This is a genomic window from Chloroflexota bacterium (genome assembly GCA_020850535.1).
Classification (GTDB): domain Bacteria; phylum Chloroflexota; class UBA6077; order UBA6077; family JACCZL01; genus JADZEM01.
Genome location: JADZEM010000117.1, coordinates 31,943 through 53,665, shown reverse-complemented (window position 1 = coordinate 53,665; position 21,723 = coordinate 31,943). Strand labels below are relative to the sequence as shown.

At 69.2% G+C, this 21,723-nt stretch carries 19 protein-coding genes and 2 tRNA genes; 8 read left to right on the top strand and 13 right to left on the bottom strand.

Going from position 1 to position 21,723, the window contains the following annotated elements:
• Window positions 1–120 precede the first annotated feature (120 nt).
• From IT306_16510 to hisB, 6 genes are all read right to left on the bottom strand, one after another.
• Window positions 121–2,415 (bottom strand): copper resistance protein CopC, encoded by a 2,295-nt coding sequence (locus tag IT306_16510; protein ID MCC7370029.1) that lies wholly within the window; start codon window positions 2,413–2,415, stop codon window positions 121–123.
• Window positions 2,416–2,500: 85 nt separating this feature from the next.
• Window positions 2,501–2,980, bottom strand: a complete 480-nt coding sequence (locus tag IT306_16505; protein MCC7370028.1) for a hypothetical protein — start codon at window positions 2,978–2,980, stop codon at window positions 2,501–2,503.
• A gap of 113 nt (window positions 2,981–3,093) precedes the next feature.
• On the bottom strand, window positions 3,094–3,573 hold the full coding sequence (locus tag IT306_16500; protein ID MCC7370027.1) for a copper resistance protein CopC: 480 nt from the start codon (window positions 3,571–3,573) through the stop codon (window positions 3,094–3,096).
• A gap of 223 nt (window positions 3,574–3,796) precedes the next feature.
• Window positions 3,797–4,210, bottom strand: coding sequence for a hypothetical protein (locus tag IT306_16495; GenBank protein MCC7370026.1), 414 nt, complete (start codon window positions 4,208–4,210; stop codon window positions 3,797–3,799).
• 76 nt (window positions 4,211–4,286) lie between these two features.
• A complete protein-coding gene (locus IT306_16490; protein ID MCC7370025.1) occupies window positions 4,287–5,339 on the bottom strand; it encodes a dehydrogenase in 1,053 nt (350 codons plus the stop codon).
• A gap of 53 nt (window positions 5,340–5,392) precedes the next feature.
• On the bottom strand, window positions 5,393–6,010 hold the full coding sequence (gene hisB / locus IT306_16485; protein ID MCC7370024.1) for an imidazoleglycerol-phosphate dehydratase HisB: 618 nt from the start codon (window positions 6,008–6,010) through the stop codon (window positions 5,393–5,395).
• A 283-nt stretch (window positions 6,011–6,293) separates the two neighbouring features.
• Here hisB and IT306_16480 point away from each other — a divergent pair, with 283 nt between their 5' ends.
• Both IT306_16480 and IT306_16475 read left to right on the top strand, forming a co-directional pair.
• Complete coding sequence (locus IT306_16480) at window positions 6,294–7,874, top strand: DUF3552 domain-containing protein (GenBank protein ID MCC7370023.1); 1,581 nt, start codon at window positions 6,294–6,296, stop codon at window positions 7,872–7,874.
• Window positions 7,875–7,897: 23 nt separating this feature from the next.
• Window positions 7,898–9,313: a hypothetical protein gene (locus IT306_16475; protein ID MCC7370022.1), complete on the top strand. Its 1,416-nt coding sequence runs from the start codon at window positions 7,898–7,900 to the stop codon at window positions 9,311–9,313.
• Window positions 9,314–9,362: 49 nt separating this feature from the next.
• On the opposite strand, the gene moaD is transcribed toward IT306_16475, so the two are convergent.
• Window positions 9,363–9,608 carry a molybdopterin converting factor subunit 1 gene (gene moaD, locus IT306_16470; GenBank protein ID MCC7370021.1) on the bottom strand — a complete coding sequence of 82 codons (246 nt, stop codon included), beginning with the start codon at window positions 9,606–9,608 and terminating at the stop codon, window positions 9,363–9,365.
• A 224-nt stretch (window positions 9,609–9,832) separates the two neighbouring features.
• Here moaD and IT306_16465 point away from each other — a divergent pair, with 224 nt between their 5' ends.
• Entirely contained in the window at window positions 9,833–10,573 is a 741-nt protein-coding gene (locus IT306_16465; GenBank protein ID MCC7370020.1) for a hypothetical protein, read from the top strand.
• Between the two features lie 63 nt (window positions 10,574–10,636).
• Here IT306_16465 and IT306_16460 read toward each other — a convergent pair whose 3' ends face one another.
• Window positions 10,637–12,304 (bottom strand): thiamine pyrophosphate-requiring protein, encoded by a 1,668-nt coding sequence (locus tag IT306_16460; GenBank protein ID MCC7370019.1) that lies wholly within the window; start codon window positions 12,302–12,304, stop codon window positions 10,637–10,639.
• 333 nt (window positions 12,305–12,637) lie between these two features.
• On the opposite strand from IT306_16460, the gene IT306_16455 reads away from it, so the two are divergent.
• Entirely contained in the window at window positions 12,638–13,435 is a 798-nt protein-coding gene (locus tag IT306_16455) for a hypothetical protein (protein MCC7370018.1), read from the top strand.
• Between the two features lie 128 nt (window positions 13,436–13,563).
• On the opposite strand, the gene IT306_16450 is transcribed toward IT306_16455, so the two are convergent.
• Window positions 13,564–13,830 carry a metal-sensitive transcriptional regulator gene (locus tag IT306_16450; GenBank protein ID MCC7370017.1) on the bottom strand — a complete coding sequence of 89 codons (267 nt, stop codon included), beginning with the start codon at window positions 13,828–13,830 and terminating at the stop codon, window positions 13,564–13,566.
• Between the two features lie 181 nt (window positions 13,831–14,011).
• On the opposite strand from IT306_16450, the gene IT306_16445 reads away from it, so the two are divergent.
• Window positions 14,012–14,086 (top strand) — tRNA-Arg (locus tag IT306_16445).
• 216 nt (window positions 14,087–14,302) lie between these two features.
• Complete coding sequence (locus IT306_16440) at window positions 14,303–15,217, top strand: GAF domain-containing protein (GenBank protein ID MCC7370016.1); 915 nt, start codon at window positions 14,303–14,305, stop codon at window positions 15,215–15,217.
• Between the two features lie 46 nt (window positions 15,218–15,263).
• On the opposite strand, the gene IT306_16435 is transcribed toward IT306_16440, so the two are convergent.
• Window positions 15,264–15,893 carry a uracil-DNA glycosylase gene (locus tag IT306_16435; protein MCC7370015.1) on the bottom strand — a complete coding sequence of 210 codons (630 nt, stop codon included), beginning with the start codon at window positions 15,891–15,893 and terminating at the stop codon, window positions 15,264–15,266.
• A gap of 96 nt (window positions 15,894–15,989) precedes the next feature.
• On the opposite strand from IT306_16435, the gene IT306_16430 reads away from it, so the two are divergent.
• Window positions 15,990–16,970, top strand: coding sequence for a P1 family peptidase (locus tag IT306_16430; protein MCC7370014.1), 981 nt, complete (start codon window positions 15,990–15,992; stop codon window positions 16,968–16,970).
• 101 nt (window positions 16,971–17,071) lie between these two features.
• The gene (locus IT306_16425; protein MCC7370013.1) at window positions 17,072–19,297 is read left to right on the top strand and encodes a bifunctional (p)ppGpp synthetase/guanosine-3',5'-bis(diphosphate) 3'-pyrophosphohydrolase; all 2,226 of its coding nucleotides are present in this window, start codon (window positions 17,072–17,074) and stop codon (window positions 19,295–19,297) included.
• A 60-nt stretch (window positions 19,298–19,357) separates the two neighbouring features.
• Here the strand turns inward: IT306_16425 and IT306_16420 are convergent, their stop codons facing one another.
• From IT306_16420 to IT306_16410, 3 genes are all read right to left on the bottom strand, one after another.
• Window positions 19,358–20,611, bottom strand: coding sequence for a FecR domain-containing protein (locus tag IT306_16420; GenBank protein ID MCC7370012.1), 1,254 nt, complete (start codon window positions 20,609–20,611; stop codon window positions 19,358–19,360).
• A gap of 171 nt (window positions 20,612–20,782) precedes the next feature.
• On the bottom strand, window positions 20,783–21,430 hold the full coding sequence (locus tag IT306_16415; protein ID MCC7370011.1) for an FMN-binding negative transcriptional regulator: 648 nt from the start codon (window positions 21,428–21,430) through the stop codon (window positions 20,783–20,785).
• A gap of 120 nt (window positions 21,431–21,550) precedes the next feature.
• A tRNA-Lys gene (locus IT306_16410) sits at window positions 21,551–21,626 on the bottom strand.
• Window positions 21,627–21,723 lie beyond the last annotated feature (97 nt).

Below are 21,723 nucleotides of genomic sequence, written 5' to 3'. Positions count from 1 at the left end.
TGACGAGCGGGTGTGCTCGTGCCTCGCGTAGCTTGCCCTGAGCGTGCCGAATGGGGTCGGGATGACGGGTACGTCGCCGCCTTCTGCGTGGTGGAGTCCTGGCGCGACGTGCCTCGCTGGTCACTCGTTGGTCGGCGCGAAGCCCCGGATGAAGTTCACGAGGTGCCAGCGGTCCTGCTCGGCCAGTTGCGCCTCGAAGGCCGGCATCGCGGTGCCGGGCACGCCGCGCGAGAGCCAGGTGAACAGCTCACCGTCGGTGTGGCCGGCCGCCATGTGGACCCGGAAGTCGGCCGGGCGCGGGCGCAACGAGGCCGCCAGCGGACCGTCGCCGCGCCCCGCGAGACCGTGACAGGAGGCGCACTGCTGCTCGTACAGCTCGCGGCCCCGCGCGATGGACGCCGTATCTGGCGGGAACGGGTTGCGGAGCGAGCGAACGTCCTGCGGCAGCGCGGGAGTTACCGCCGCGCGCGCATAGAGGACGCCGCCGATCATCACCACCGCGAAGCTCGCCGCGTAGAGCGTGGCGCGCTCCCGCTGCCGGACATCGCGCGTGCGCGAGATCCAGTAGGTCAGGGCGAGGCCGGTCGCCATCAGCGCAATCGACACCAGTTGGCGCGGCGGGAGATTGCCCGGGTTCGGCAGGCCCTCCAGCGAGGGCGGTTGTGCCGCCGCATCCGGGGTGACGACCGGCGCACGGAACGCCGTTCGCACGTCGTCGAGGCCGCGTCGGCGCACGATCACCTCGATCTGCCAGGTGCCGTCCACCGTCACGTTGGTGCTGACCGCGCCAAACGTGCCGTCGTCGCGCGGCGTCAGCGTCAGCAGGCTCGCGCCAAGGTCGTCGTCCAGGTTGGTGAACCGCAACTGGACGCGCTGAATCTCGTTTGGTGGGGCCACCGCGCCCGTCAGATCGGCCACGAACTCGTTCGGGCCGGGCCGGGCCGGTGTCATCGTCAGCCGCACGTTCACGTCGGTCGCCTGGGCCGTCAGCTCCAGGGGCCGCACCTTGCGAGCGTACTCCTCGCGCGCCGGCTGCACCGCCGTCAGCACGGCTGTGGCCAGCAGCACCACAATGGCCAGGGCCGCCTCGATGGTGACGGCGCGCCCGAGCCGACCGGCCATCTGCTCGGCCGGCGCGGACTGGCCCGCCCGACGGCCGCCGAGCAGGGCGGCGAGACGCGGACGCCAGACCGCCATATTGAGGCCGCCGAGCACGAGCATCGGCAGGATGAACAGCACCTTAACCGTCAGCGACAGACCGTGGACGGTCCCGAGTGCGCTGATACTCTTGACCTGCAGCCAGGAGTGGAACAGTCCCGTCAGCACCAGGACGACCACGGACCCAACGGCGACGGTGGTGAACCGAGGGACCATCGTCGCCAGGAGCGCCGGCAGCCGCTGACGGTCAGGGCCGACCCGCGTCACGATCATCAGCAGGGCGAAGCTGAACAGCCCGCCGATCCATGCCGCCGCGCCCAACTGGTGCAGCCAGTCCAGTCCGATGGCCAGCCATGCGCCGCTGGGCACGGCCGCCGCGTGGCTGATCAGGCTGATCGCCAGCAGCATGCACGACCCGACGATCGCGCCAGCCCAGTCGCCGAATCGGCCGGGCGCGCGCCAGAGCACCAGCGCCAGGATCGCCAGCCAGCCCAGACGGGTGAGCCAGATCGCGCCGATCTGGGTGCCGAGCAGCCTGACGACCGGCGAACCGAGCGCCTGCCAGATCTCGACGTTGGCGGCATTGGCGGCCTGCACCAGCATGCCCAGCACCATCGACAGCCCGACGACGAGGCAGAGCCACAGTCCCAGCCGCCGCTGGCGCGCGACGAACGCGGCGAGCGTCGCCGTAGCTCCGACGGAGGCCAGCGCCGGTGTGGCGACGACTCGGCGGAAGAGGTATCCGCCCGCCAACGCCAACGCTCCGAAGTACATGACCCACCGTGCGAGCACGTCAAGCGGTGCAGGCAGGTAGACCGGTTCTTCCTCCAGAGAGATCTGGAGGCCGCCAGCCCCGACCACCAGCGGGAAGACGCCGCGCGTCACGTGGCCGTCGACGGCTGAGAGCGCCCGCCACGCCACCATGTAGGTGCCGTCCGGCAGCTCCGGAACGCTGACGACGAGCGCCTTCGGTTCGCCGGGCGCGGCGTGGCTGTCCTGGAGATCGACCCGCTTGCGGCTGGTATCCAGGACTTCGATCTCGCTGAAGGCCGGCTCGACTGGCTCCGTGAACCAGACCTGGATCTGGCCGGGCGTCTCCAAACGTCCACCGGTCGCCGGTTGGGAACGCTCGTACAGCGCGTGCGCCGACGCCGGCCGCGCGCCGACGCCGCTCCCGAGCAGGAGCAGCACCGCGCACACCGCGACGAGCACGCGGACGGTCACGCCAGCTGGATGATGACGACGCAAGCCAGTCATGACGTGACCCCTTCAGGAGGACGTGTGCGGGGTCGTCTTGCGGGGCGACCGGCAGGCCGATCCCCCGCAAGACGGTTGGCGTCGGTCAGTGGCCGTGGCCATCGGCCGGCGCAGCGCCCGTGTCGAGCCAGCCGTACACAGCCGCCGAGAGATCGTGCCCCTTGTCGTGGGCGGCCTTGGCCGGGCCAGCGACCTTCGCCGGATCCTCGGAGCGGATCGCCTCCTCCAGCGCCTTCAGCGCTTCGACGTTCTCCGCCGCCATCGGCTGGAGCGCCTCTGGCCACGCGGTGGCTTGCACGGCGATGCGGGCGCGGCGGACGTTGCCCAGCGCACCCGGCAGCAGCCGGCCCTCGTTCGCCGCGACGTCGATATCGTGGAGGCCCGACTTGTCAAGCTGGAAGGTGCTGGCGGACACGCCAGCCTTCTGCGCGACGGCGAAGGCGTTGTCAGCCTCGTCAGCAGCGACCGGGGCGGCGATCCCGCCAAGCGTGGCGACCGTCATCGAGACGCCAGCCAGAAATCCGGCGGCCGTGAATGCGAGCTTGCTGCGAAGGATGGGCAACATCGATCAGTGCTCCACACGATCCGGGCCAGCGCTCAGCCGGGCCCGGGGTAGCAGCCGCCACCAGCAGCCGTGCTGGTGACAGGCCTCTTCGGATTCCGCGATGCGTACCTGCTCTACTGAGTCAGCGGACGCGCCATCTCCGGCGAGAGGCCCGTCGGGCCGTACTCGTCGGTGGTGGCGGGCTGCTCGGCCCCGGCTGGCAGCATGCCGACGCCAAACTGCGCCATGCCCGGCTCGCCGTGGCCGTCCTCGGCGGAGTCGGCCTGGTATTCGATGGTGTAGACGCCGACCGGCAGCGCCGGCAGGCTGACCAGCATCGTCTTGCGGATCGGATCATCCAGGTCAACGTGACCATCGCCGAGGTCAACCTGTACGCCGTTCGCGTCGACGACGCGGATGGAGCTCTTCGACGTGAGCTCCTGCGAGAAATAGGCCTTCACGGTGATGGGCGAGCCGTCAAACGGCGCGGTGATCGGCGGCTCGGTACGCTCGAACCGCGCGTGCGCGAACGCACTCACGGCGCTCGACAGCACCAGCCCCAATGCCAATGCCAGCGCTGCCACCTGACGACCGCCAGCGAATCTGCGAAGCATGTGTCTCCCCTGGTTCGGGCTGTCCGATTCCCAACATGAACGGGCAGCCAAGGATTGCCCCACGCCTGGGCAGGGCGCTTCCGCAACGCCCCAGCGAACGATCGCCAGGGTCGTGCTGTCGTGGACCGCGGACCCTGCCCCTATTGGACAGAACGAGACAGCCACTGGTGCGGTTCCATCAGGAGGGTACAACGCTGATGGTGCTCGCTCTGCCTGAGGGCGACTACCGATACCGGGAGACGAGTCGGGGAGGCGGCGTCGCGGGCGCGACGGCGAGTCCGAGCAACGGCAGCTCCGTGACGCCACGGCGGGCGGTCAGCGCGACAAACAAGATCGCCAGGGCGAATGGCAGCGCGATGCCGCCGACGCCGTCGTGGAGGCCGGTGCCAGCCTGGGGGACGCTCAAGCCCGGCGCGACATCCTGCGATGCTGGGTCATGGCTCGCCAGCGCGTAGGCCCCGCCGTCGTGCGCGTACACCTCGTCGGACTGGTGCGCGTGCGGGAAGATCGGGTGGACGAGCGCGCCTGCGTGGTCGGCAGCCTGAAACGGCGCACCCGGAGGTGCGGTGACCGCCAGTCCGAGGACGACGAGCACCACCGACAGCAGCCGCCAGCCGCGCCAGGAGCCGAACGTCACGCGCACCCTCATACCAGGAGATACGCATACGGTACGCCGGCGGATCACTCCCGGCTGTTCCCGATGCGACCCTTCATTATTCGTTGCCGGCGGCCCTGCTGGCTAGCCGTTGCAGCTTCGCCCGGAAACGCGGGCTGTCGAGCGCCGCCCGGTTGACCACATGGGTCGGCGTCCGACCGCCGGCGATATCGAGGATCGAGCGGCAGGCGCTGGAACCGTTGCCGTGGAAGCACTCGTCGGTCCAGCAAATGCCGTGCGGCGCGAGGATGACGTTGTCGAGCTGCAGCAGCGGGTCGGAGGGGTCCGGCGGCTCGGGGTCAAACACGTCGAGAGCCGCGCCGGCGATGCGACGCTCCCGGAGCACGTCGTAGAGCGCCCGCTGATCGACGATTGGGCCGCGCGCCGTGTTGATCAGGTAGGCGGTCGGCTTCATCAGCCCGAGCCGTTCCCGATTGAGCAGGTGGTGCGTGTCGGGCGTCAGCGGGCAGTTGACGGAGACCACGTCGGATTCACGCAGCAGCGTGTCCAGATCGACCAGTGTCGCGCCGCCGGCCCGGGCTTGCGCGGGCGTCACCCACGGATCGAACGTCAGGTGGCGCATCTCCAACGGCGCGGCGAGCTTGAAAACGTCCCGCCCGATGTTGCCCAGCCCGATCACGCCCAGGGTCCGCCCGGTCAGGCCCATCCCCATGTGATCGAGCTTCTCAGCCCAGCGGCCCGCGCGCGTCAGCTCGTGTTTGATCAGCAGCTTGTGGGTCAGCGCCAGCATCAGGGTGAGAACCGACGTGGCGACCGGGCGGCGGACGCCGTCCGGGGTGATGGTCAGCACGATGCCGCGTTCGGTGCAGGCGTCCACGTCGATGGTCTCGTAGCCCACGCCGAACCGCGCGACGATGGCGAGCCGCTCGTTCCCTGCCAGGCTCGCCGCCGTGACTCGTGGCGCGAGCACCAGGATCGCGTCGAAGCCGGCCAGATCGGACGGGCGGAGCTCTGGCACATCCTCGGGCAGGAATTGACGCTCGACGCCCGGCGCGGCGTCCAGCAAGTCCAGGCCGATGTCGCCCAGACTGAGCGTCCCATCGGGCTTCAGGAAGTCGCGGGTCAGGCCGACCCGGAACGTCTCCGACATCGTCGTCTCCTTGTGACCGCGGACGCCAGTCCAGGCGTCAGCCGAGTCCAGTCTTACAGCGCGCCCTTGGTTGACGGCACCTGCGACGCGATCCGTGGGTCGATCCTGGTCGCGATGTCCAGGCAGCGCGCCAGGGCCTTGAAGGTTGCTTCGGCGCGGTGGTGGTCGTTCTCGCCAGCCAGCAGGCGTACGTGGAGTGTCAGCCGCCCCTCGATGGCGAACGAGTAGAGGAAGTGCGGGATCATCTCGGTGGGCAGCTGCCCGACCCGCTCACCCCGGAATGGGAGGTCGATGGCGGCGAACCCGCGCCCGCTCAGGTCGAGCACCACCTGAGACAGCGCCTCGTCCAGCGGGCAGATGGCGTCGGCGAAACGCCGCAGCCCCTTCTTGTCGCCCAGCGCCCGGTCGAGCGCCTGACCGAGCACGATGGCGATGTCCTCGGCGGTGTGGTGCGCGTCGATGTGGAGGTCGCCGCTCGCGCGCACGGTGAGGTCGATCCGCGAGTGCCGCGCGAGCGCGTCGAGCATGTGATCGAGAAAGCCGATGCCCGTCGAGATGTCGGCCTGACCGGTCCCGTCGAGGTCAAGGCTCAGATCGATGGTCGTCTCTTTGGTCTCGCGGCGGATGTGGGCGGTGCGGTGGCCGGCGGGTGTCTCGGACGCTACGGTCATGATCGCTCCTCTGGTGGGCGCAGCCCGGGCGCGCAATCGACAGGCGCGGCGGCCCGGGGGAGTTGTCCTGGTAGTCGGCGATAGTATGCGCCGGGACTCCTGGGCGGTGTCCGATCTCTGGGCGAGGATCGGCGCACTGGGTCTGGACGCAACTGTCCTGACTGCGTCCTGACGGATGATTCGGTCGCGGAGGGCGTTCGCGGCACGGCATAATGGCGCCACGCCCACCAGCGGTGCGTCCTGCTTCCTGGTGGGCTATTTGACGATGGAAAGGCAACTGGACGTGAGCTCCATTCCAGATGTGGCGCTTGTGCTCGTCCCGATTGCAGCGCTCGTGCTGGGATTTGGGATCGCGTACAAACTGTCGCGGCGCGAGCCTCCGCCCCGCGACGACCTGCTTGCCGGCGCTCGCAGCGAGCTTGAGGAGCGGTTGCGGTCCGCGCGCAGCCAGGCCCTGGAGATCCGCGCAGAAGCTGAGGCAACGGTTCGGCAGACGCTGACCTCCCTCGAAGAGGTCGAGCAGCGTCTGCTTCGGCGTGAAGAGCGGCTCGACGGGCGGATGGACGGGCTGGTAGGCCGCGAGGCCACGCTCGCCACTCGCGAGTCCGGCCAGAACGAGCGGTACGGCGCTGCCGAGTCCCACCTGGAGGAGCAGCGGTCGGCGTTCGAGGCGATTGCTGCACTGGCCCCGAGCGATGCCCGCCGTACGCTGCTGGAGCGGGTAGCGCCGAGCGCGCGCGAGCGGTCGGCCTCCCGCGCCGAGGCCGTGCTCGAAGAGGCGTCCGACGCCTTCCAGCGGGTGCGGGCGCGGCCGGCTGCCCTGGCCGTCCAGCGCTCGGCCAGCGAACTGGTGGGCGAGTTCGCGCTGGTGCCTGTGCCGATCCCGCGCGAAGAGATCAAGGGGCGAATCATCGGGCGGGAGGGCCGCAACATCAAGGCGTTCGAGTCGATGACCGGCGTCGAGCTGGTGATCGACGATGCCCCCGACGTCGTCACCCTCTCTGGCTTCGACCCGTTCCGGCGGGAGGTCGCTCGCCTCGCGTTGCTCGACCTCGTGGACGACGGCCGGATTCATCCGGGTCGGGTCGAGGACGCCGTGAAGCGGGCGCGCGAGTCGCTGGAGCATGCGCTGCGCGAGGAAGGCCAGCGGGCGGCCGACGCTGCCGGCGCCGGCCACGTTCCCCCGGAGATCGCGGATCTGCTGGGGCGGCTGGGCCTTTTCCGAGGCGAGACCGAGAACGCCCTGGAGATGGCCGTCCGGCTGTCGGGCATTGCCGCCGCCATCGCCACGGAGCTGCGCGGCGACGCACGGGTGGTGCGGCGGGCCGCGCTGCTCAGCGGGATCGGACGGGCGGTCGGTCCGGAGGCCGGCGGCTCGGTCGATGCGATCACCGCCGACGTGCTGGCCCGGGCGAGCGAGTCGCAGGCGGTCATCGCCGCGCTGAAGCCTCCGACCGACCTCTATCCGCTGGTGACTGCCGATCAGGCATCGATCTGGCTGGCGCGGGCGCTGGTGGAGGGGTGGCACGCCTCGCGAGATGAGTCCCCGACCCGACGCGTGGATGCCGTCGAGCGGGCGGCTGCGATCGTCCCTGGCGTCAGCGAGGCCCAGGCGTTCCAGGTGGGCACCCGGGTGCGGCTGTTCGTGCGGCCGGCCGAGCAACTGGACACGGTGGGCCGCATCCAGCTCGCACGGGCCGTGCTGGAGAAGGTCGATGCCTCGCTCGGGCCGCGCGTCGGGCTGACGCTGGCATTCCTGGTCGGCCGGAACCGCCACCGCGGCGAGGGTGGCGGCAACAACGGAGCCGCCAGACCGGAGAGCGGCCGGCACCAGGGCGGCAGGCGCTCGGGGCGTCGCGGCTGATGGGGCGTGGCCGACTGCGCCCAGTGCTCTCGCGCGTTCTCACCACGGCCACCGCCCTCGGTCTGGTGGCCATTGTCGCCCAGCAGGCGCTGGCGGCGCCGGCTCCACAGGCCGACGCCGTCGTCGCAACGATCTCGCAGCAGATCGCCCAGGTACGCGGCCTCACCCCGAAGTCTGAGACGCCCGTCACACCCATGGCGAAGTCTGCGCTCGTCGCGAAGCTGTCCAGGGAACTGAACGAGCCGCGCACGATCCGCGAGTTCCTGACAAGCCAGATGCTGCTCGAAGTCCTCGGCGCAACGCCGCGCGGCTACGATCTGCGGCAACTGCAGCTCCGCCTGCTCGACGAGCAGACGGTGGCCCTGTACGACTATCAGGACCGCGTTATCTACATGGTGGCGGACGCCGCCGACGACCTCGACGCCAACGAGCGGTTGATCCTGGCCCACGAACTGACGCACGCCCTGCAGGATCAGTATTTCGGGCTGCGGGGCATCCTGCCGCTCAAGCCCGAGAACAGCGATGCGGACATGGCCGCCCGCGCGCTGGTCGAAGGCGACGCGATGCTAACGATGCGGATCTGGGGCCGCCAGTACCTGCGCCCGAGCGACAAGCGCTCGCTCGGGGATGAGCCGGTCCCGGCCGATCCCGTGCTCGACACCGCCCCCCTGCTGGCGCGCGGTGAGCTGCTGTTCCCCTACGACGCGGGCTGGGTCTTCGCTCAACTGCTCTACCAGGACGGCGGCTACGACGCCGTGAACCAGGCGTTGATGAATCCGCCACGCTCCACGGAGCAGATCCTGCATCCGGAGAAGTACGTCGCCGGCGAGCAGCCGGTCCGGGTGACCATCGAGCCGCTGGAGCGGTCGCTCAACGGCGACTGGCAGACGCTGCGCACCGACACCTTCGGCGAACTGGTGCTGCGGCTGCTGCTGGAGCCACACCTCGGCTGGGCCGACTCCGAGGCGGCAGCGGCCGGCTGGGGCGGCGACGTCTACACGATCCTGGAGGATGGCAGCGGCAGGCGCGTCGTCGGGATGGTGACCGTCTGGGACACCGAGGCAGACGCTGCCGAGATGTACAACGCCTTCGAGGCGAGCATCGAGGCCCAGTTCAAGGCCGGCGCGGCCCGCACCGTGGTGCAGCCCTCACTGGCGCGCTGGACGACGCCTGAGTACGCCATCCAGGCGATCAAGACCGACAACGTGGTGCGGATCGCGTACGCGCCGGACAACGGTACGCTGGCACAGGTCGAGGCGGCGCTCAGCGCGGCGACCATTGGGGCAGCCGGTCCAGTCGCGCCGACGCCGACCCGCCCGCAGGCCGCGCCCTCGCCGGCCCCAGCCGGGCCGTCAGCCCTGCCGTCTGGCTCGCCCACGCCCGTGCCGGCCACGCCCGAAAACGAGCCCACCGACGACGCGTCAGACGAGGACAGCTAGCGCCGGTCGAATCGGGCGGACGCTCGGTCAGCCGCCAGTTAGCCGAGCGTCAGCCGCCGCTGACTGGCGGGATCAGCGCCAGCTCGTCGCCGTCGGACAGGCGATACTCCGCGCCGACATACTCCTGGTTCACAGCCAGCAGCGCGCGGTCAGAGGCTGGTCCAAGCTTCGGGTACGCCGCCTGCAGCGCCGCGACCACATCCGCGACAGTTGCTCCGGCGGGCGCATCCCAGGTCAGCGAGCCGGTTCCCACGGCCTCGCGAAACGAAGCGAAGAGGCGGATGCGAAGCGTCACGGTCTGATGTTCCTGTCTCTCAGTCTGCTTCCGGATTCTACGTGACGGCGCGCTGGAAGGGCGAAACGGCCCGGTTCGGGCCGGCAGCGACGACCGGGTGTACAATCGCGGTCGGGCGACCGTGCGCGCGAGCGCTGCGACTCCGCACAGACCCGTCGCACAGGGGCAGGGAGCGCCATGGCTGCGCTGAGGATTGCGCCAGGCTGGCGCAGGCGTGTGGCCGCGTGACTCGACGTTCGTCGTCGTCCGGTCGATGGTGGCGTGGTGGGCTGCCGGTCCTCGCCCGCGTGCTTCTCGTGCTGCTGGTCGGCTGGGCCTCGGGTATCGCCGGGCTGTGGCAGGCGGGAGCGGGGCCGACGCAGCGCTCGCCCGGCCAGCACGGCCCTGACGCGGACCGCGTTGCGCTGGCCGCTCCGGCCGCGCAGGCGGGCGATCCGTCGCCCGCTGGCTCCGAGGCAGCGCCGCTGCCCGGCTCGGAGCAGGCCACGCCCGCGGCGCCCGCCGACGGCGGGTTCGCCACCGCCACGGCGACCATCGGCGGGTTCGCCACCACCACGCCGACCATCGGCGTGACCGGGACGCCGCTGCCGCCACACGTCCCCTCGCCGTCGCCCATCCCCTACCTGGGCGACCGTTGCTTCGGCGACGAGCAGATCACGTTCGTGCCTGAAGACCCGCGCACCAACAGCGAAGTGATCGTCGCGGTCAGCTCGGCGTACCAGAACCGCTACCCGCGCCTCGCCGGCACCGAGCGCACCACGTTTCTCCGCGAGCGCCCGGGTCAGCTGGGCTTCGTCTGGGAGTGGACCATCCAGGCGACGTGGCCGGGCCAGCACGTCTACACTTACTACGTGGACTCGACGGTCCCCTGTCGGAAGGTCGAGCTGCAGATCCGGCAGCCGTTCTACACCAGGACGCCGACACCGACGAAGACCCCGAAGCCGACCAACGAGAACGACGACTGACGAGGCCCCCGCTCCCAATACGGGAACGGGGGCCTGTAGCCGCCCGAGCTGCGCGCGTGAGGCTTACGCGCGAGCCAGCTCGCGCTCCGTCGCCTCGCGGATCACGCGGTTGCACTCAGGGAAGACCGGCTCCTCGCGGGTGATGAACTCAAGCAGGACCGGGCGACCGTCTCGCGTCGCCTGGATGCCGCGCTCGAACGCGCCCTTCACGTCGGCCGGGTTGGTGACCTTCTCCGAGTACGCCCCGAGGCCCTTGGCGACCTCGGTGTAGTTCCCGGTCAGCTTGTTCGAGTCGAACTTCTCGCTGGCGACCGGCATGTAGTTGCTGTAGCCGCCCAGCACCGAGTTGTTCAGCAGGACCGTCATGATCGGCAGCCGCTCGCGGAAGGCCGTCTCGATCTCCATGCCGGCCGTGCCGAACGCCAGGTCGCCCATGATGTTGACGCAGAGCTTGTCGGGGAACGCCAGCTTCGCGCCCATCGCGACGCCGTAGCCGGTGCCAAGCTGGGTGGACTTGCCCCAGCCGATGTAGCCGCGCGGGGCGACCGCCTCGAAGAACGGCAGGGTCTGGTCGCGCGGGTTGCCCGAGTCGTGGGTGACGACGGTATTGCGCCGGTCGCAGGTGTGGAGCAGATCCCAGATCACGCGGTATGGGCTGATCGGCGCGGTGTCCGCTGTCAGGCGCGGCAGCCACTCATCCAGGAACTCGTTCTTGGCCTGGCGAACCTCGTCGGCCACGCCATTCGGCCCCTTCGCGCCGCGCTTGCCGACCTCGTTGATGATCTGGCGCAGCACCAGTTTGGCATCGCCGATGACGGCGTGCGTGACGATGTGGTCCTTGTTCAGGTCACGGCCATCGGTCACGATCTGGACGATCTTCTTGCCGTCCGGAATCGGGAACGAGAACGAGCCCTTGGCGAAGCTGCAGCCGATGCCAAAGACCAGGTCGGACTTGACGAGGAAGGCCGCCGCGCTCTGGGTCATCGTGTGGCCGCCCGCGCCGAGCGCCAGCGGATGATCCTCGGGGAACGCGCTCTTGCCGGCCATGGTGGTCATGACCGGGATCTGGAGCATCTCGGCCAGCTCGCGGACCTCGTCCCAGGCCTCGGCCCAGAGGGCGCCGTGGCCGACGTGCAGGACCGGCCGCTTCGCCGCCAGGAGCAGGTCGACCGCCGCCGACACATCGGTGGCGTCCGCGCCCGAGCGGTACTTCTTCGGCGGGACGTAGACGCCGTTCGGGTCGTCCGTCTCGGCGTTGCCAGTGTCGCGGGGGATCTCGAGCAGCACCGGGCCGAGCTTGCCGTTCCGGAGCTGCGAGAAGGCACGGGTCATCAGCTCGGGGATACGCTCCACGAGGTTGATGCGGCCGGTCCACTTCATGATGTGGTTGTAGACGGGCAGCGGGTCGAACTCACCCGAGCCGAGCCGCTTCGCATCGCCGCCGCCCGGCATCACCAGCATCGGCACGCCGTCCGCCGCCGCCTGCGCCAGGCCGCCGAAGGCGTTCTCGATGCCCGGGCCGCCCTGCACCACGACGACCGTCGGCTTCGTGCCGTTCAGCGCGCGGGTGTAGCCGTCCGCAATGTTGATGAGGGTCTTCTCGCTGCGGCCGATGATCGGACGAATGCCGACCTTCGCGGCGGCCTCGATCAGCGGGTGGTTCGGATACGAGAACAGGTACTCGACGCCCTCGATCTTGAGGACTTGTGCGATGGCATCAATGCCCTTCATAGAAGCAGTCCCCTCCGTTGGGACGCGGGTCGCGCGCCGGTGCAACCTGGCACCATGCGCCCGCCTTGATGTCGTGTCCGTGGCCCTGGAATCTGCCAACGCCAAGCGGGGCGCAAGCGAGAGCGCGCGGAGCGAGACGGCTGTCACGACTCGCGCGGCATGATGTCATATCCGGCCACCGAATGTCTTCCGCCGCTCAAGATCGAAGGCGGCCGGCTCCTGGCCGAGTGGGACACCGGAGAGGGTGCGGGCGTAGCCAGCCGCGTGAGGTTGTCATCGCGCGTCGTCGGCGCTACCGTATGGGCACCCCACACAGAAGGGAATCCTTCAACCATGCGCAAGAATCCCCTGCGCGTCCTGCTCGACGAAGGCAAGCCGACGTTCGGCACGCGCGTCGCCGCGCCGTGGCCGACGCTGTTCGAGTATGTCGGGCGGAGCGGCCAGTTCGACTACGTCGAGTTCGTGGCCGAGTACGCCCCATACACGATGCACGACCTCGACAACATCGGCCGGGCCATCGAGCTGTCGCCGAACTTCGCCGGCATGATCAAGATGGAGCAGTCGGGGCAGTGGCACCTGGCTATCCGCGCGATGTCGGCAGGCATCCAGAACCTGCTCTTCACCGATATCCGCACGGCAGCGGATGCCGAGGCGGCCGTCAAGATGATTCGGCCCGAAGGCCCCGGCAACGCGTTCACGCACGGTATGGCCGGCGGCCGCATCCAGGTCGGCATGGCGAGCGACTACATCGAGTACTACAACGACGCCGTGATCGTGCTGATGGTCGAGAAGAGCGGCGCGATCCAGAATCTCGAAGAGATCCTGAAGGTGCCGGGCGTGGACATGGTGCAGTTCGGTCCCGCCGACTACGGCCTGAGCATCGGCAAGCCGAACCGTGACTATGCGACCGGCCTGCATCCCGAGGTCATCGAGGCCCGCGAGTACTGCATGCGGACGGCGGTGAAAATGGGTGTCCGCCCACGCGCCGAGATCGGAAGCGCGGCCGAGGTCGAGTACTACGCGAAGTTCGGCGTGAAGGACTTCAACCTGTCCACCGATACGGCCATCCTGCGGCAGTTCTACGCCAAGGAAGGCAAGGCCTTGCGCGACGCGGTGGCGTCCCTCGGCTAAGCCGCCGCCAGCGTAGATCGGCTGACCAGAACCGCACCGAGAGGCCCCGACCGGCTTGCGGCCGGTCGGGGCCTCTGGGGGTCTTGGGGTCTCGGGTTACTACGCGGCTGGTGACAGTCGGGGACTGGCTACGAGACGCGAGTCAGCAGTTTGACCGTCCGCTGGAGGCGCGAGCGGGCCTCGTCTGGCGGGTTCCCGGTCATGCACTCGTCGATGTAGGTGCCGACGATCTCGCCGGCCGTGCGTTCGAGCGCCGTGCGAGCGGCCAGCACCTGGGTGAGGATGTCGTCGCACTGACGCCCCTCGTCGATCATCCGCTGGATGCCCCTGATCTGACCCTCGATCCGCGACAGGCGATCCTTGATCAGCTTCTCCTGGTCAGCGCGCGATGGCATGATCCTCTCCTTCGTCCGGCCAGGGCCACACGAGTCCGCCCAGGTCGCAGGCGCCGGTTTCTCGTCCATCGCATCATACCATACGGGGGTATGAATTCAGCGATTCGAGATTCCTGGTTGTGTGTGGGCTGACCACCATCGTTGCGGCGACCATCCGGCTCACGGTACACTGAGGAGTCACGCGCCCGTAGCTCAGTGGATAGAGCGCTGGCCTCCGGAGCCAGATGCGGGGGTTCGAGTCCCTCCGGGCGTACCAGACGGAGATCACGAGGAGCAGCCGTGAGGCGGCTCCTCTTCCATGCCAGCCCCTCCCGCGCTGCCGCGTCGCCGATCGAGGCAGGAACGTGCCGTGTGGCACGCGACGTGTGACAGCCGCTGTGGTACGATCCGGGCGTGCGTGGTCCGTCGCAGGTACGCTACAACGCTGCCTCGGCACGTGACGTGCGTATTCGACTTGTCGTTCGGGGTGATCGTGGTCGACATCAGCACAACGCAGGGTGGAGACTTCGTCGGGCGAGATCGCACGTTTGACGACTTGCTCGATTTCCTCGCCCGCGAGGCCGTCGGCGACATGGAAGCCGACCGCTCGTCGATCTTCCTGCTCGACGAGGCGCGCCAGGAGCTGTGGTCGCGCGTGGCGCTGGGGATGGGGCAGCAGATTCTCCGCTTCCCATCCAACCGGGGCATCGCCGGCCACGTCGCGACGACCGGCGAGGTGCTGAACGTTCAAGACCCGTACGCCGACGCCCGCTTCAACCCGGCCGTCGACCGTCAGACCGGCTACCGCACCCGCAGCATCCTGTGTGGGCCGCTGCGGGCGCGTGACGGACGGATCGTCGGGGTGCTGCAGGTGCTCAACAAGCGCGGCGACGGCCCGTTTGTCGCCGACGATGTCAAGCGCTTTGAGCGCGTCTCGACCCGCTGTGCCCTGGCGATTGAGAACGCCCTGACGTACGACCGGCTCCGGCAGGCCGAGGCCGGCGGCCAACTCGTGCTGACGGCGACGCCGAAAGTGCTGGTGGCCGATGCCGACGCCACGATTGTCGGCAAGATCCGCGAGCTGCTCGAAGATGATCTGACCGTGCTGCACGCCGTCGACCTGTCCGAGCTGATCGCGACGGCCGAGGACAGCCGCCCGGACATCGTGCTGCTGAGCGTCGGCGGGGACGGCCGCGACGGCGTGACCGCCTGCAAGCTGCTGCGCTCCTGTCCTGCCATTGGCGAGACTCCCATCATCGTGCTGACGCCGCCCGGCCATCCAGAGCACGTGGTCGCGGCTATCGAGGCCGGCGCGAACGACTACCTGCTGCGGCCCTTCGCCCCGGCCCAGCTTCGCGCCAAGACCCACACCTGGCTGCTGCGCTCCGGGAGCGGCCCCACGCGCTGACAGGGCGTCCGCGGCAAGTCGCTGCCGAGCGCGCACGTGCCACTCTCTACAGGTCGAGTGACTGCCGCAGCTCCGAGAGCCGCGCCAGGGCAGCGTCGACCAGCGCCCGGTTGGCCGGCGCGTTCAACCAGCGGCTGACGCCTGACGGGTGGGGCAGCGGGACGATCGGCCGGCCGTCGATCTCGATCACCTCACCCACGATCTCGTGCAGCGGTCGTTTGCCCGTCGCGCCCAGCAAGTGCTCGATGGCCATCCCGCCCACGGCCAGCACGACGCGCGGCCGGATCAGCCGAAGCTCGGCCTCCAGGAACGGCCGGCACAGCGCCAGCTCGGCGGGTGAGGGCTTGCGGTCGCCGCTGCCCTTCGGCGCTTTACCCGGAAAGCAGCGCGTCAGCGACGTGATGTAGCACTGCTCCCGCCAGCCATCGGGATCGTAGCCGGCCTGCGCCAGCCAGCGGCCGAGCAGCAGGCCGCCCGGCCCGGCGAAGTGGAACCGCCGGGCCTCCGTTTGCGACCCTGGCGCCTGCCCGACGATCATCGTGCGCTGGCGCTCGGACCAGGGATGGCGCAGCGGGCGGACTCCGCTGACGTATCCGGCGGTGTGGCAGGCACGGCAGTCAACGATGCGTTCGTGAAGATCGGCGATCAGGTCGAGGCGAGTCTGCTCGGTGGTCACGCCTCGACTGTACGACCGAGCACCAGCTTCGGGCAACATCGTGTCAGACGCAGGGGCTGGACAGGGGATTGTCGTTTCGGTACGCTCACCAGCACCATGCCGCTGTCGCCCCACGTGGGCCACGCTCCTGGCTCGATCTGCGATGTGCCGCGCATCGTGGTCGGGCATGCCACGAATCTGGACGCGGCGACCGGCTGTACGGTGGTGCTGTGCGCCGGCGGGGCGGTCGGCGGCGTTGACGTGCGGGGCGGCGCGCCCGGCACCCGTGAGACCGACCTGCTCCGGCCTGACAGCACCGTTGAGCGCGTGCACGGCGTGATCTTGGCAGGCGGCAGCGCGTTCGGGCTGGCCGCGGCAGACGGCGTTATGGCGCATCTCGAAGCCCGGGGCGAGGGGTATCAGACGCGGGCCGGCGTGGTGCCCATCGTGCCGAGCGCCGTGATCTACGATCTCGGGATCGGGCGGGCGGACGTGCGGCCAGATGCAGCCATGGGGCGTGCGGCCTGCGACGCCGCGACGGCCGACCGTCCAGCCGAGGGAACGGTCGGCGCGGGAACCGGCGCCACGGTCGCCAAACTGGCGGGTGCGGAACGCCCGATCAAGGGCGGCGTCGGCACGGCCAGCAGGCGCGTCGGCGACCATGTGATCGGTGCGCTGGTGGTCCTGAACGCGGTGGGCGAGGTCTATGGTCCAGATGGTGAGGTGCTGGCCGGCTGCCGCTCGTCCGAGGCTCTGCCGTCGCCCGTTGACGCACCGCGTGCCGGCGAGAACACGACCATCGGCGTGGTTGCGACCGATCTCCCACTGGACGCCGCTGGCGTAACCCGACTGGCCCAGGTGGCCCAGGATGGGCTGGCGCTGGCCGTGCGTCCAGCTCACACATCGTTTGACGGCGACACGTTCTTCGCCCTGTCGACGGCCCCCGCGTTGTCTGGCACGGACCGGGTCTGGCCGATTCCGTTGGAAGTCACCGCCGCCGTGGCCGACGTGGTCGCCGAGTCGATCCGCCGCGCGGTCCTGCTGGCGAGCGGCCTGCACGGCATCCCCGCGGTCTCCGATCAGGCAAGGCTCGGATGATTCCATGCCTCTGGCCGCTCCGCATTCCTGTGTCGTCAGGCCTCGCGGAATCGTCGCGGAGCCCGTGTCCACCGCGTGCTATACTCGGAGAAAGGCGATACATGCTCGAAACTGGCGCTCCCGCTGCTTCTGAGGTCTCCCCGTCCGCCCTTCTCGAGCAGGTTTCCACGTACCTGACTCCGAGCGATGTGGACGCAGTCCGGCGCGCCTTCGAGTTCGCCCGCGATGCCCACGAGGGCCAGCTCCGCGAGTCGGGTGATCCGTACATCACCCATCCGCTGGCCGTCACCGAGACCGTTGCCGAGCTGCAGCTCGACGCGACGACCGTGATCGCGGCCCTCCTGCACGACGTGGCCGAGGACTGCGACGTCTCGATCGCTGACCTGGAGACGCGCTTCGGTCCAGAGGTCGCGCGGCTCGTCGATGGCGTGACCAAGCTCTCGCGCGTGCCCTGGTTCCACGAGAACGGGGAGCAGGTGTTCCAGCCCGTCGACAAGCAGACGATCTGGGCTGAGAGCATGCGGAAGATGTTCCTGGCGATGGCCGACGACATCCGCGTCGTGCTGATCAAGCTTGCCGACCGCCTGCACAACATGCGGACGCTGGACGCCCGTCCCGTCGAGAAGCGGCGGCGCGTCGCCCAGGAGACGATGGACATCTACGCGCCGCTGGCGGCGCGCCTGGGCATCGGTCAGATCAAGTGGCAGCTCGAGGATCTCTCGTTCAGGCACCTGGAGCCGTCGATCTACAAGGAGATCGCCGGTCAGCTCTCCAACCGCCGCGTCGAGCGCGAGGAGTACATCGCGCGCGTCATCAGCCGGCTGCGCGAGGAGCTTGAGAGCGTCGGCGTCCAGGCCGACATCACCGGTCGACCGAAGCACATCTACAGCATCTACCGGAAGATGCGCTCCAGGCAGGCGGACATCTCGCAGATCTACGACCTGCTGGCCGTGCGCGTGCTGGTGGACACCCTGCCCGAGTGCTACAGCGTGCTCGGGCAGGTGCATGCCCTGTGGCGGCCGATGCCGGGCCAGTTCGACGACTACATCGCCAATCGCAAGGAGAGCGGCTACCAGTCGCTCCACACGACGGTCGTCGCCCTGGAGGGCCACCCGCTCGAGATTCAGATCCGCACCTCGGAGATGCACCAGGTTGCCGAGTACGGCGTTGCCGCCCACTGGCGCTACAAGGAAGGTCGGCGGCAGGACGGGCACTTCGACGCCAAGGTGGCCTGGCTGCGCCAGTTGATGGACTGGCAGCGCGACGTCGCGCAGGGCGCGCAGGCGTTCGTGGACTCGCTGCGGACCGATGTGTTCCAGGAGCAGGTCTACGTCTTCACGCCGCGCGGCGAGATCAAAGAGATGGCCGAGGGCGCGACGCCCCTGGACTTCGCCTATCGCGTCCACACGGACGTCGGGCATCAGTGCGTCGGCGCGAAGGTCAACGGGCGGATGGTGCCGCTCGACCACGAGCTGCAGAACGGCGATATCGTCGAGGTCATCACGGCGCGCGGCTCCAAAGGCCCGAGCCGCGACTGGCTGAACCCGAATCTCGGCTACGTCAAGACCGCGAACGCCCGCGAGAAGATCCGCCAGTGGTTCCGCAAGCAGCAGCGCGGCGAGAACGTCACACGCGGCAGGGAAGCGGTCGAGAAGGAGCTGAAGCGGCTCTCGTTCGACAACGTCAAGCTTGAGGATGTGGCGACCACGTTCAAGTACGAGAAGCTCGACGACTTCCTGGCGGCGGTCGGCTACGGGGACATCCACCCGCACCAGGTGGCGATGCGGATCGGCAGCGAGTTCAAGCCGCCGCACGATGTGGACGAGGCCCCGACCCTCCGCCGAGCGACGATCCCGAGCACCAGCGCTATCCGCGTGCTGGGCGTGGGGGATCTGCTCACGCGCCTCGCGAACTGCTGCAACCCCGTGCCCGGCGACGACATCATCGGCTACATCACACGCGGCAAGGGCGTGACGGTCCATCGCCGCGCCTGCGCCAGCGTCAAGAACGAGCAGGATCAGGAACGGCTGGTGCAGGTCGATTGGGGCAGCACCGGCGCCTCAATGTTCCCCGTCACCGTGCGGGTCGAGGCCTGGGACCGCGTCGGGCTGGCGCGCGACGTGGCGGCGCTCCTGGCCGACGAGGGGTTGAGCATGACGGCCCAGACCGCCGTCGTCCACAAGGACCAGACGGCAACGGTCTGGGCGACCGTCGAGGTCAGCGGCCTCGACAAGCTGAGCCGGGTGCTCCACCGCCTCGAAGCGATCAAGGACGTGTTCACGGTCGTGCGCGAGGTCGGGAAAGGGCCAGCCGGCGCACGCGCCTGACGGCGCGCCGGCCAGGCTTTCCGTCCGGATCTGCCTCGCGGCAGCCGGGCCGACCCGAGCCTATTCGGCGATGATCCGCACGTCCGCAACCATCGCGTCGAAGTCGTGGCCCGCGGAGAGGATCTCGATCGATCGGATCAGGATGGGGCGGTCCGGCAGATCGGTCAGGCGGCTGAGGAACGGATACCACTCGCCTTGCGCCACGATCTCCCCGTTCTCGGTGGGCCGCAGCTCGGGGTTGGCGTAGTAGAAGCCGTGCGTCCAGCCCGGGCGGCCGCCCTTCTCGTCGACGTACTGGACGCGGATCATGACCGGGTACTCGGAGCCGAGGTAGCCGCCGCCCGACAGGCTGGCCTGATCGACCTTGACCCAGCCGGTCACGGCGATGGTTCGGTACGCCGAGACGTCGCGGTTGATGTCCTGCAAGACGCCGGTCTCGTTGTGCGTGTCTTTGTCGGTGTTTCGGGAGATGCGGAGGGCCTGCATCTTTCGGCCGGCGATGGTCTCCTCGACCAGCCGGCGGGTGCCACCCACGTCCGGGCGGCCCGGTTCTCCCTTGTCCAGCATCGTCCAGCCCAGGAACTGCCGTGCGAAATCACCGTTCCGGAGCAGGTTCTCGGAGAGGGCGAACGGGCCGCGCGGGAACCCGTCGGTCGGCAGCAGCGCGCGCTGGCTGTCGCGGATGCGGATGGCGTGATCGTCGCTGCCGGCCTTGGCCTGCCCGACATACGACGAGACCCGCGTGCCGTCCTCCTGTACCCAGACGAGGTACTCGCCCTTGCTCAAGCTCACCCGCCCGTGCGGGGTATTGAGCACGACCTCGCGGCTGTATGGGAGCTTGCCGGCGACGTTGAAATGGGCCGCCCCCTCGACAAGCCCCAGCACGAGCCGTGTGTGATCGGCGTTGAAGGTGCCGACTCGCAGCTGACTCAGTTCGAGCTTGGTGTTGCCGAGCAGGCGCACCGTCGTGCCGTCGAACAGGTCGAGGGTCGCGCGGCCATTGTCGCCGACTTCGATCAGGCCACCCTCTTCGGCGGTCATGCCCGGGCGGGCGCGCATCTGGTCTGACGTCGCTGAGCCGCCATAGAACACGGTGCCGCGCTCGACGGCCAGGGCAGCCGGCGGCGACTCGGTGGCGTTGCGCCGGTAGGTCCACGCGGTGACCAGCACCGAGCCGATCAGCGAGCACCAGATCACGAACGCCGCGACGAGGCACAGCCACGCCCGTCGGCGCGCACTTGCCGCAACTCGTGAGAGGTCAGCAGCCGGCGTTGCCGCCCGCGTTGCCAGCGTATCGGGGAGGGTTGTCGTCATAGTCCGGGGGCTGCTCGAAGCGCTTCGCGAGGCCAGTCTACCAGAGGCCGCGCCCACTGAACCACGGTTTGCGCGTCGTGCGACAGGCCTGTGCCTCCGCGCCAACCCGGCGCATGGGGCCGGCTCGCCCTGGTTGGCGGGCCTGGGACGGCGTGCTCGGCGGCGTCCTCCTCAGCTCGGCCCTGACGCCGAGCGCACGCTGACCATCTCCGCCACCTGCGCGGACGCGTCGTCGGACTGGGCTGACAGCCCGGCTACGACTCCGCCGCGGTCGGCCTCCCCGCGATTCTGGCTGGCCTTCCACTTGCCCTCGATCCGGCCGATCTCGATCTCCAGACCGACGATTCCCTTGAGCATGCCGGCGATGAAGTCGTCTGGCGCGTCGTCGACGGCCCAGGGCTGCTCGCGAACGCCCTCGTGCTGATCTGTCAGCGCCGAGACGTTCTCCAGCAGCCAGGCGGCGTCCTCGACGATCCGCACGTGGCCGTAGACGTGCACGATGGCGTAGTTCCAGGTCGGCACGACCTTTCCGGTCTCGGCTTTGAGTGGGTACCAGGAGGGCGTGATGTAGGCGTGCGCTCCCTGAAACACGATCAGGGCATCCTGTTCGGGGTCGAGCGTTTGCCACTGCCGGTTGGCCTTCGAGATGTGACAGCGCAAGGTCCCGAGCGGCGAGGCGTCCGCGTCGAGGACGAACGGGATGTGGGTCGCCTCCAGTCCGGCGCTGCCGGCCGTAACCAACATGCCGAACGGCTGCTTGCGGATCAGGGCGTGCTGCACGTCGAGGCGATCTTCACGGAAGTGGGGCGGCAGATACACGGTGACCTCCAGGTCAGAATCGCAGACGTGGCTGGCCGGATGGGGCAGTGAAGTGTACCGTGGCCATTCGGCCGCTGGCGCAGCGCAGGACAACAAAAAACCCCCGAAACTCGGGGGTACTGGTGAGCCGCATAGGAGTCGAACCTATAACCGGCTGATTAAGAGTCAGCTGCTCTGCCAATTGAGCTAGCGGCCCAGCACGCTCAGTATAGCAAAGCCCGGCGCGGGCGTGCCAAGTCAGGGCGGTGGCCCGTCGGGCGCGTCTTACGACGTTCTGGGAACGCCAACGAACG

What these genes read in the sequence shown, in the direction of transcription:
- IT306_16510 (MCC7370029.1), bottom strand. Translation starts at nt 2,415, where the DNA reads ATGACTGGCTTGCGTCGTCATCATCCAGCTGGCGTGACCGTCCGCGTG.
- IT306_16505 (MCC7370028.1), bottom strand. Translation starts at nt 2,980, where the DNA reads ATGTTGCCCATCCTTCGCAGCAAGCTCGCATTCACGGCCGCCGGATTT.
- IT306_16500 (MCC7370027.1), bottom strand. Translation starts at nt 3,573, where the DNA reads ATGCTTCGCAGATTCGCTGGCGGTCGTCAGGTGGCAGCGCTGGCATTG.
- IT306_16490 (MCC7370025.1), bottom strand. Translation starts at nt 5,339, where the DNA reads ATGTCGGAGACGTTCCGGGTCGGCCTGACCCGCGACTTCCTGAAGCCC.
- hisB (MCC7370024.1), bottom strand. Translation starts at nt 6,010, where the DNA reads ATGACCGTAGCGTCCGAGACACCCGCCGGCCACCGCACCGCCCACATC.
- IT306_16460 (MCC7370019.1), bottom strand. Translation starts at nt 12,304, where the DNA reads ATGAAGGGCATTGATGCCATCGCACAAGTCCTCAAGATCGAGGGCGTC.
- IT306_16455 (MCC7370018.1), top strand. Translation starts at nt 12,638, where the DNA reads ATGCGCAAGAATCCCCTGCGCGTCCTGCTCGACGAAGGCAAGCCGACG.
- IT306_16450 (MCC7370017.1), bottom strand. Translation starts at nt 13,830, where the DNA reads ATGCCATCGCGCGCTGACCAGGAGAAGCTGATCAAGGATCGCCTGTCG.
- IT306_16430 (MCC7370014.1), top strand. Translation starts at nt 15,990, where the DNA reads ATGCCGCTGTCGCCCCACGTGGGCCACGCTCCTGGCTCGATCTGCGAT.
- IT306_16425 (MCC7370013.1), top strand. Translation starts at nt 17,072, where the DNA reads ATGCTCGAAACTGGCGCTCCCGCTGCTTCTGAGGTCTCCCCGTCCGCC.
- IT306_16420 (MCC7370012.1), bottom strand. Translation starts at nt 20,611, where the DNA reads ATGACGACAACCCTCCCCGATACGCTGGCAACGCGGGCGGCAACGCCG.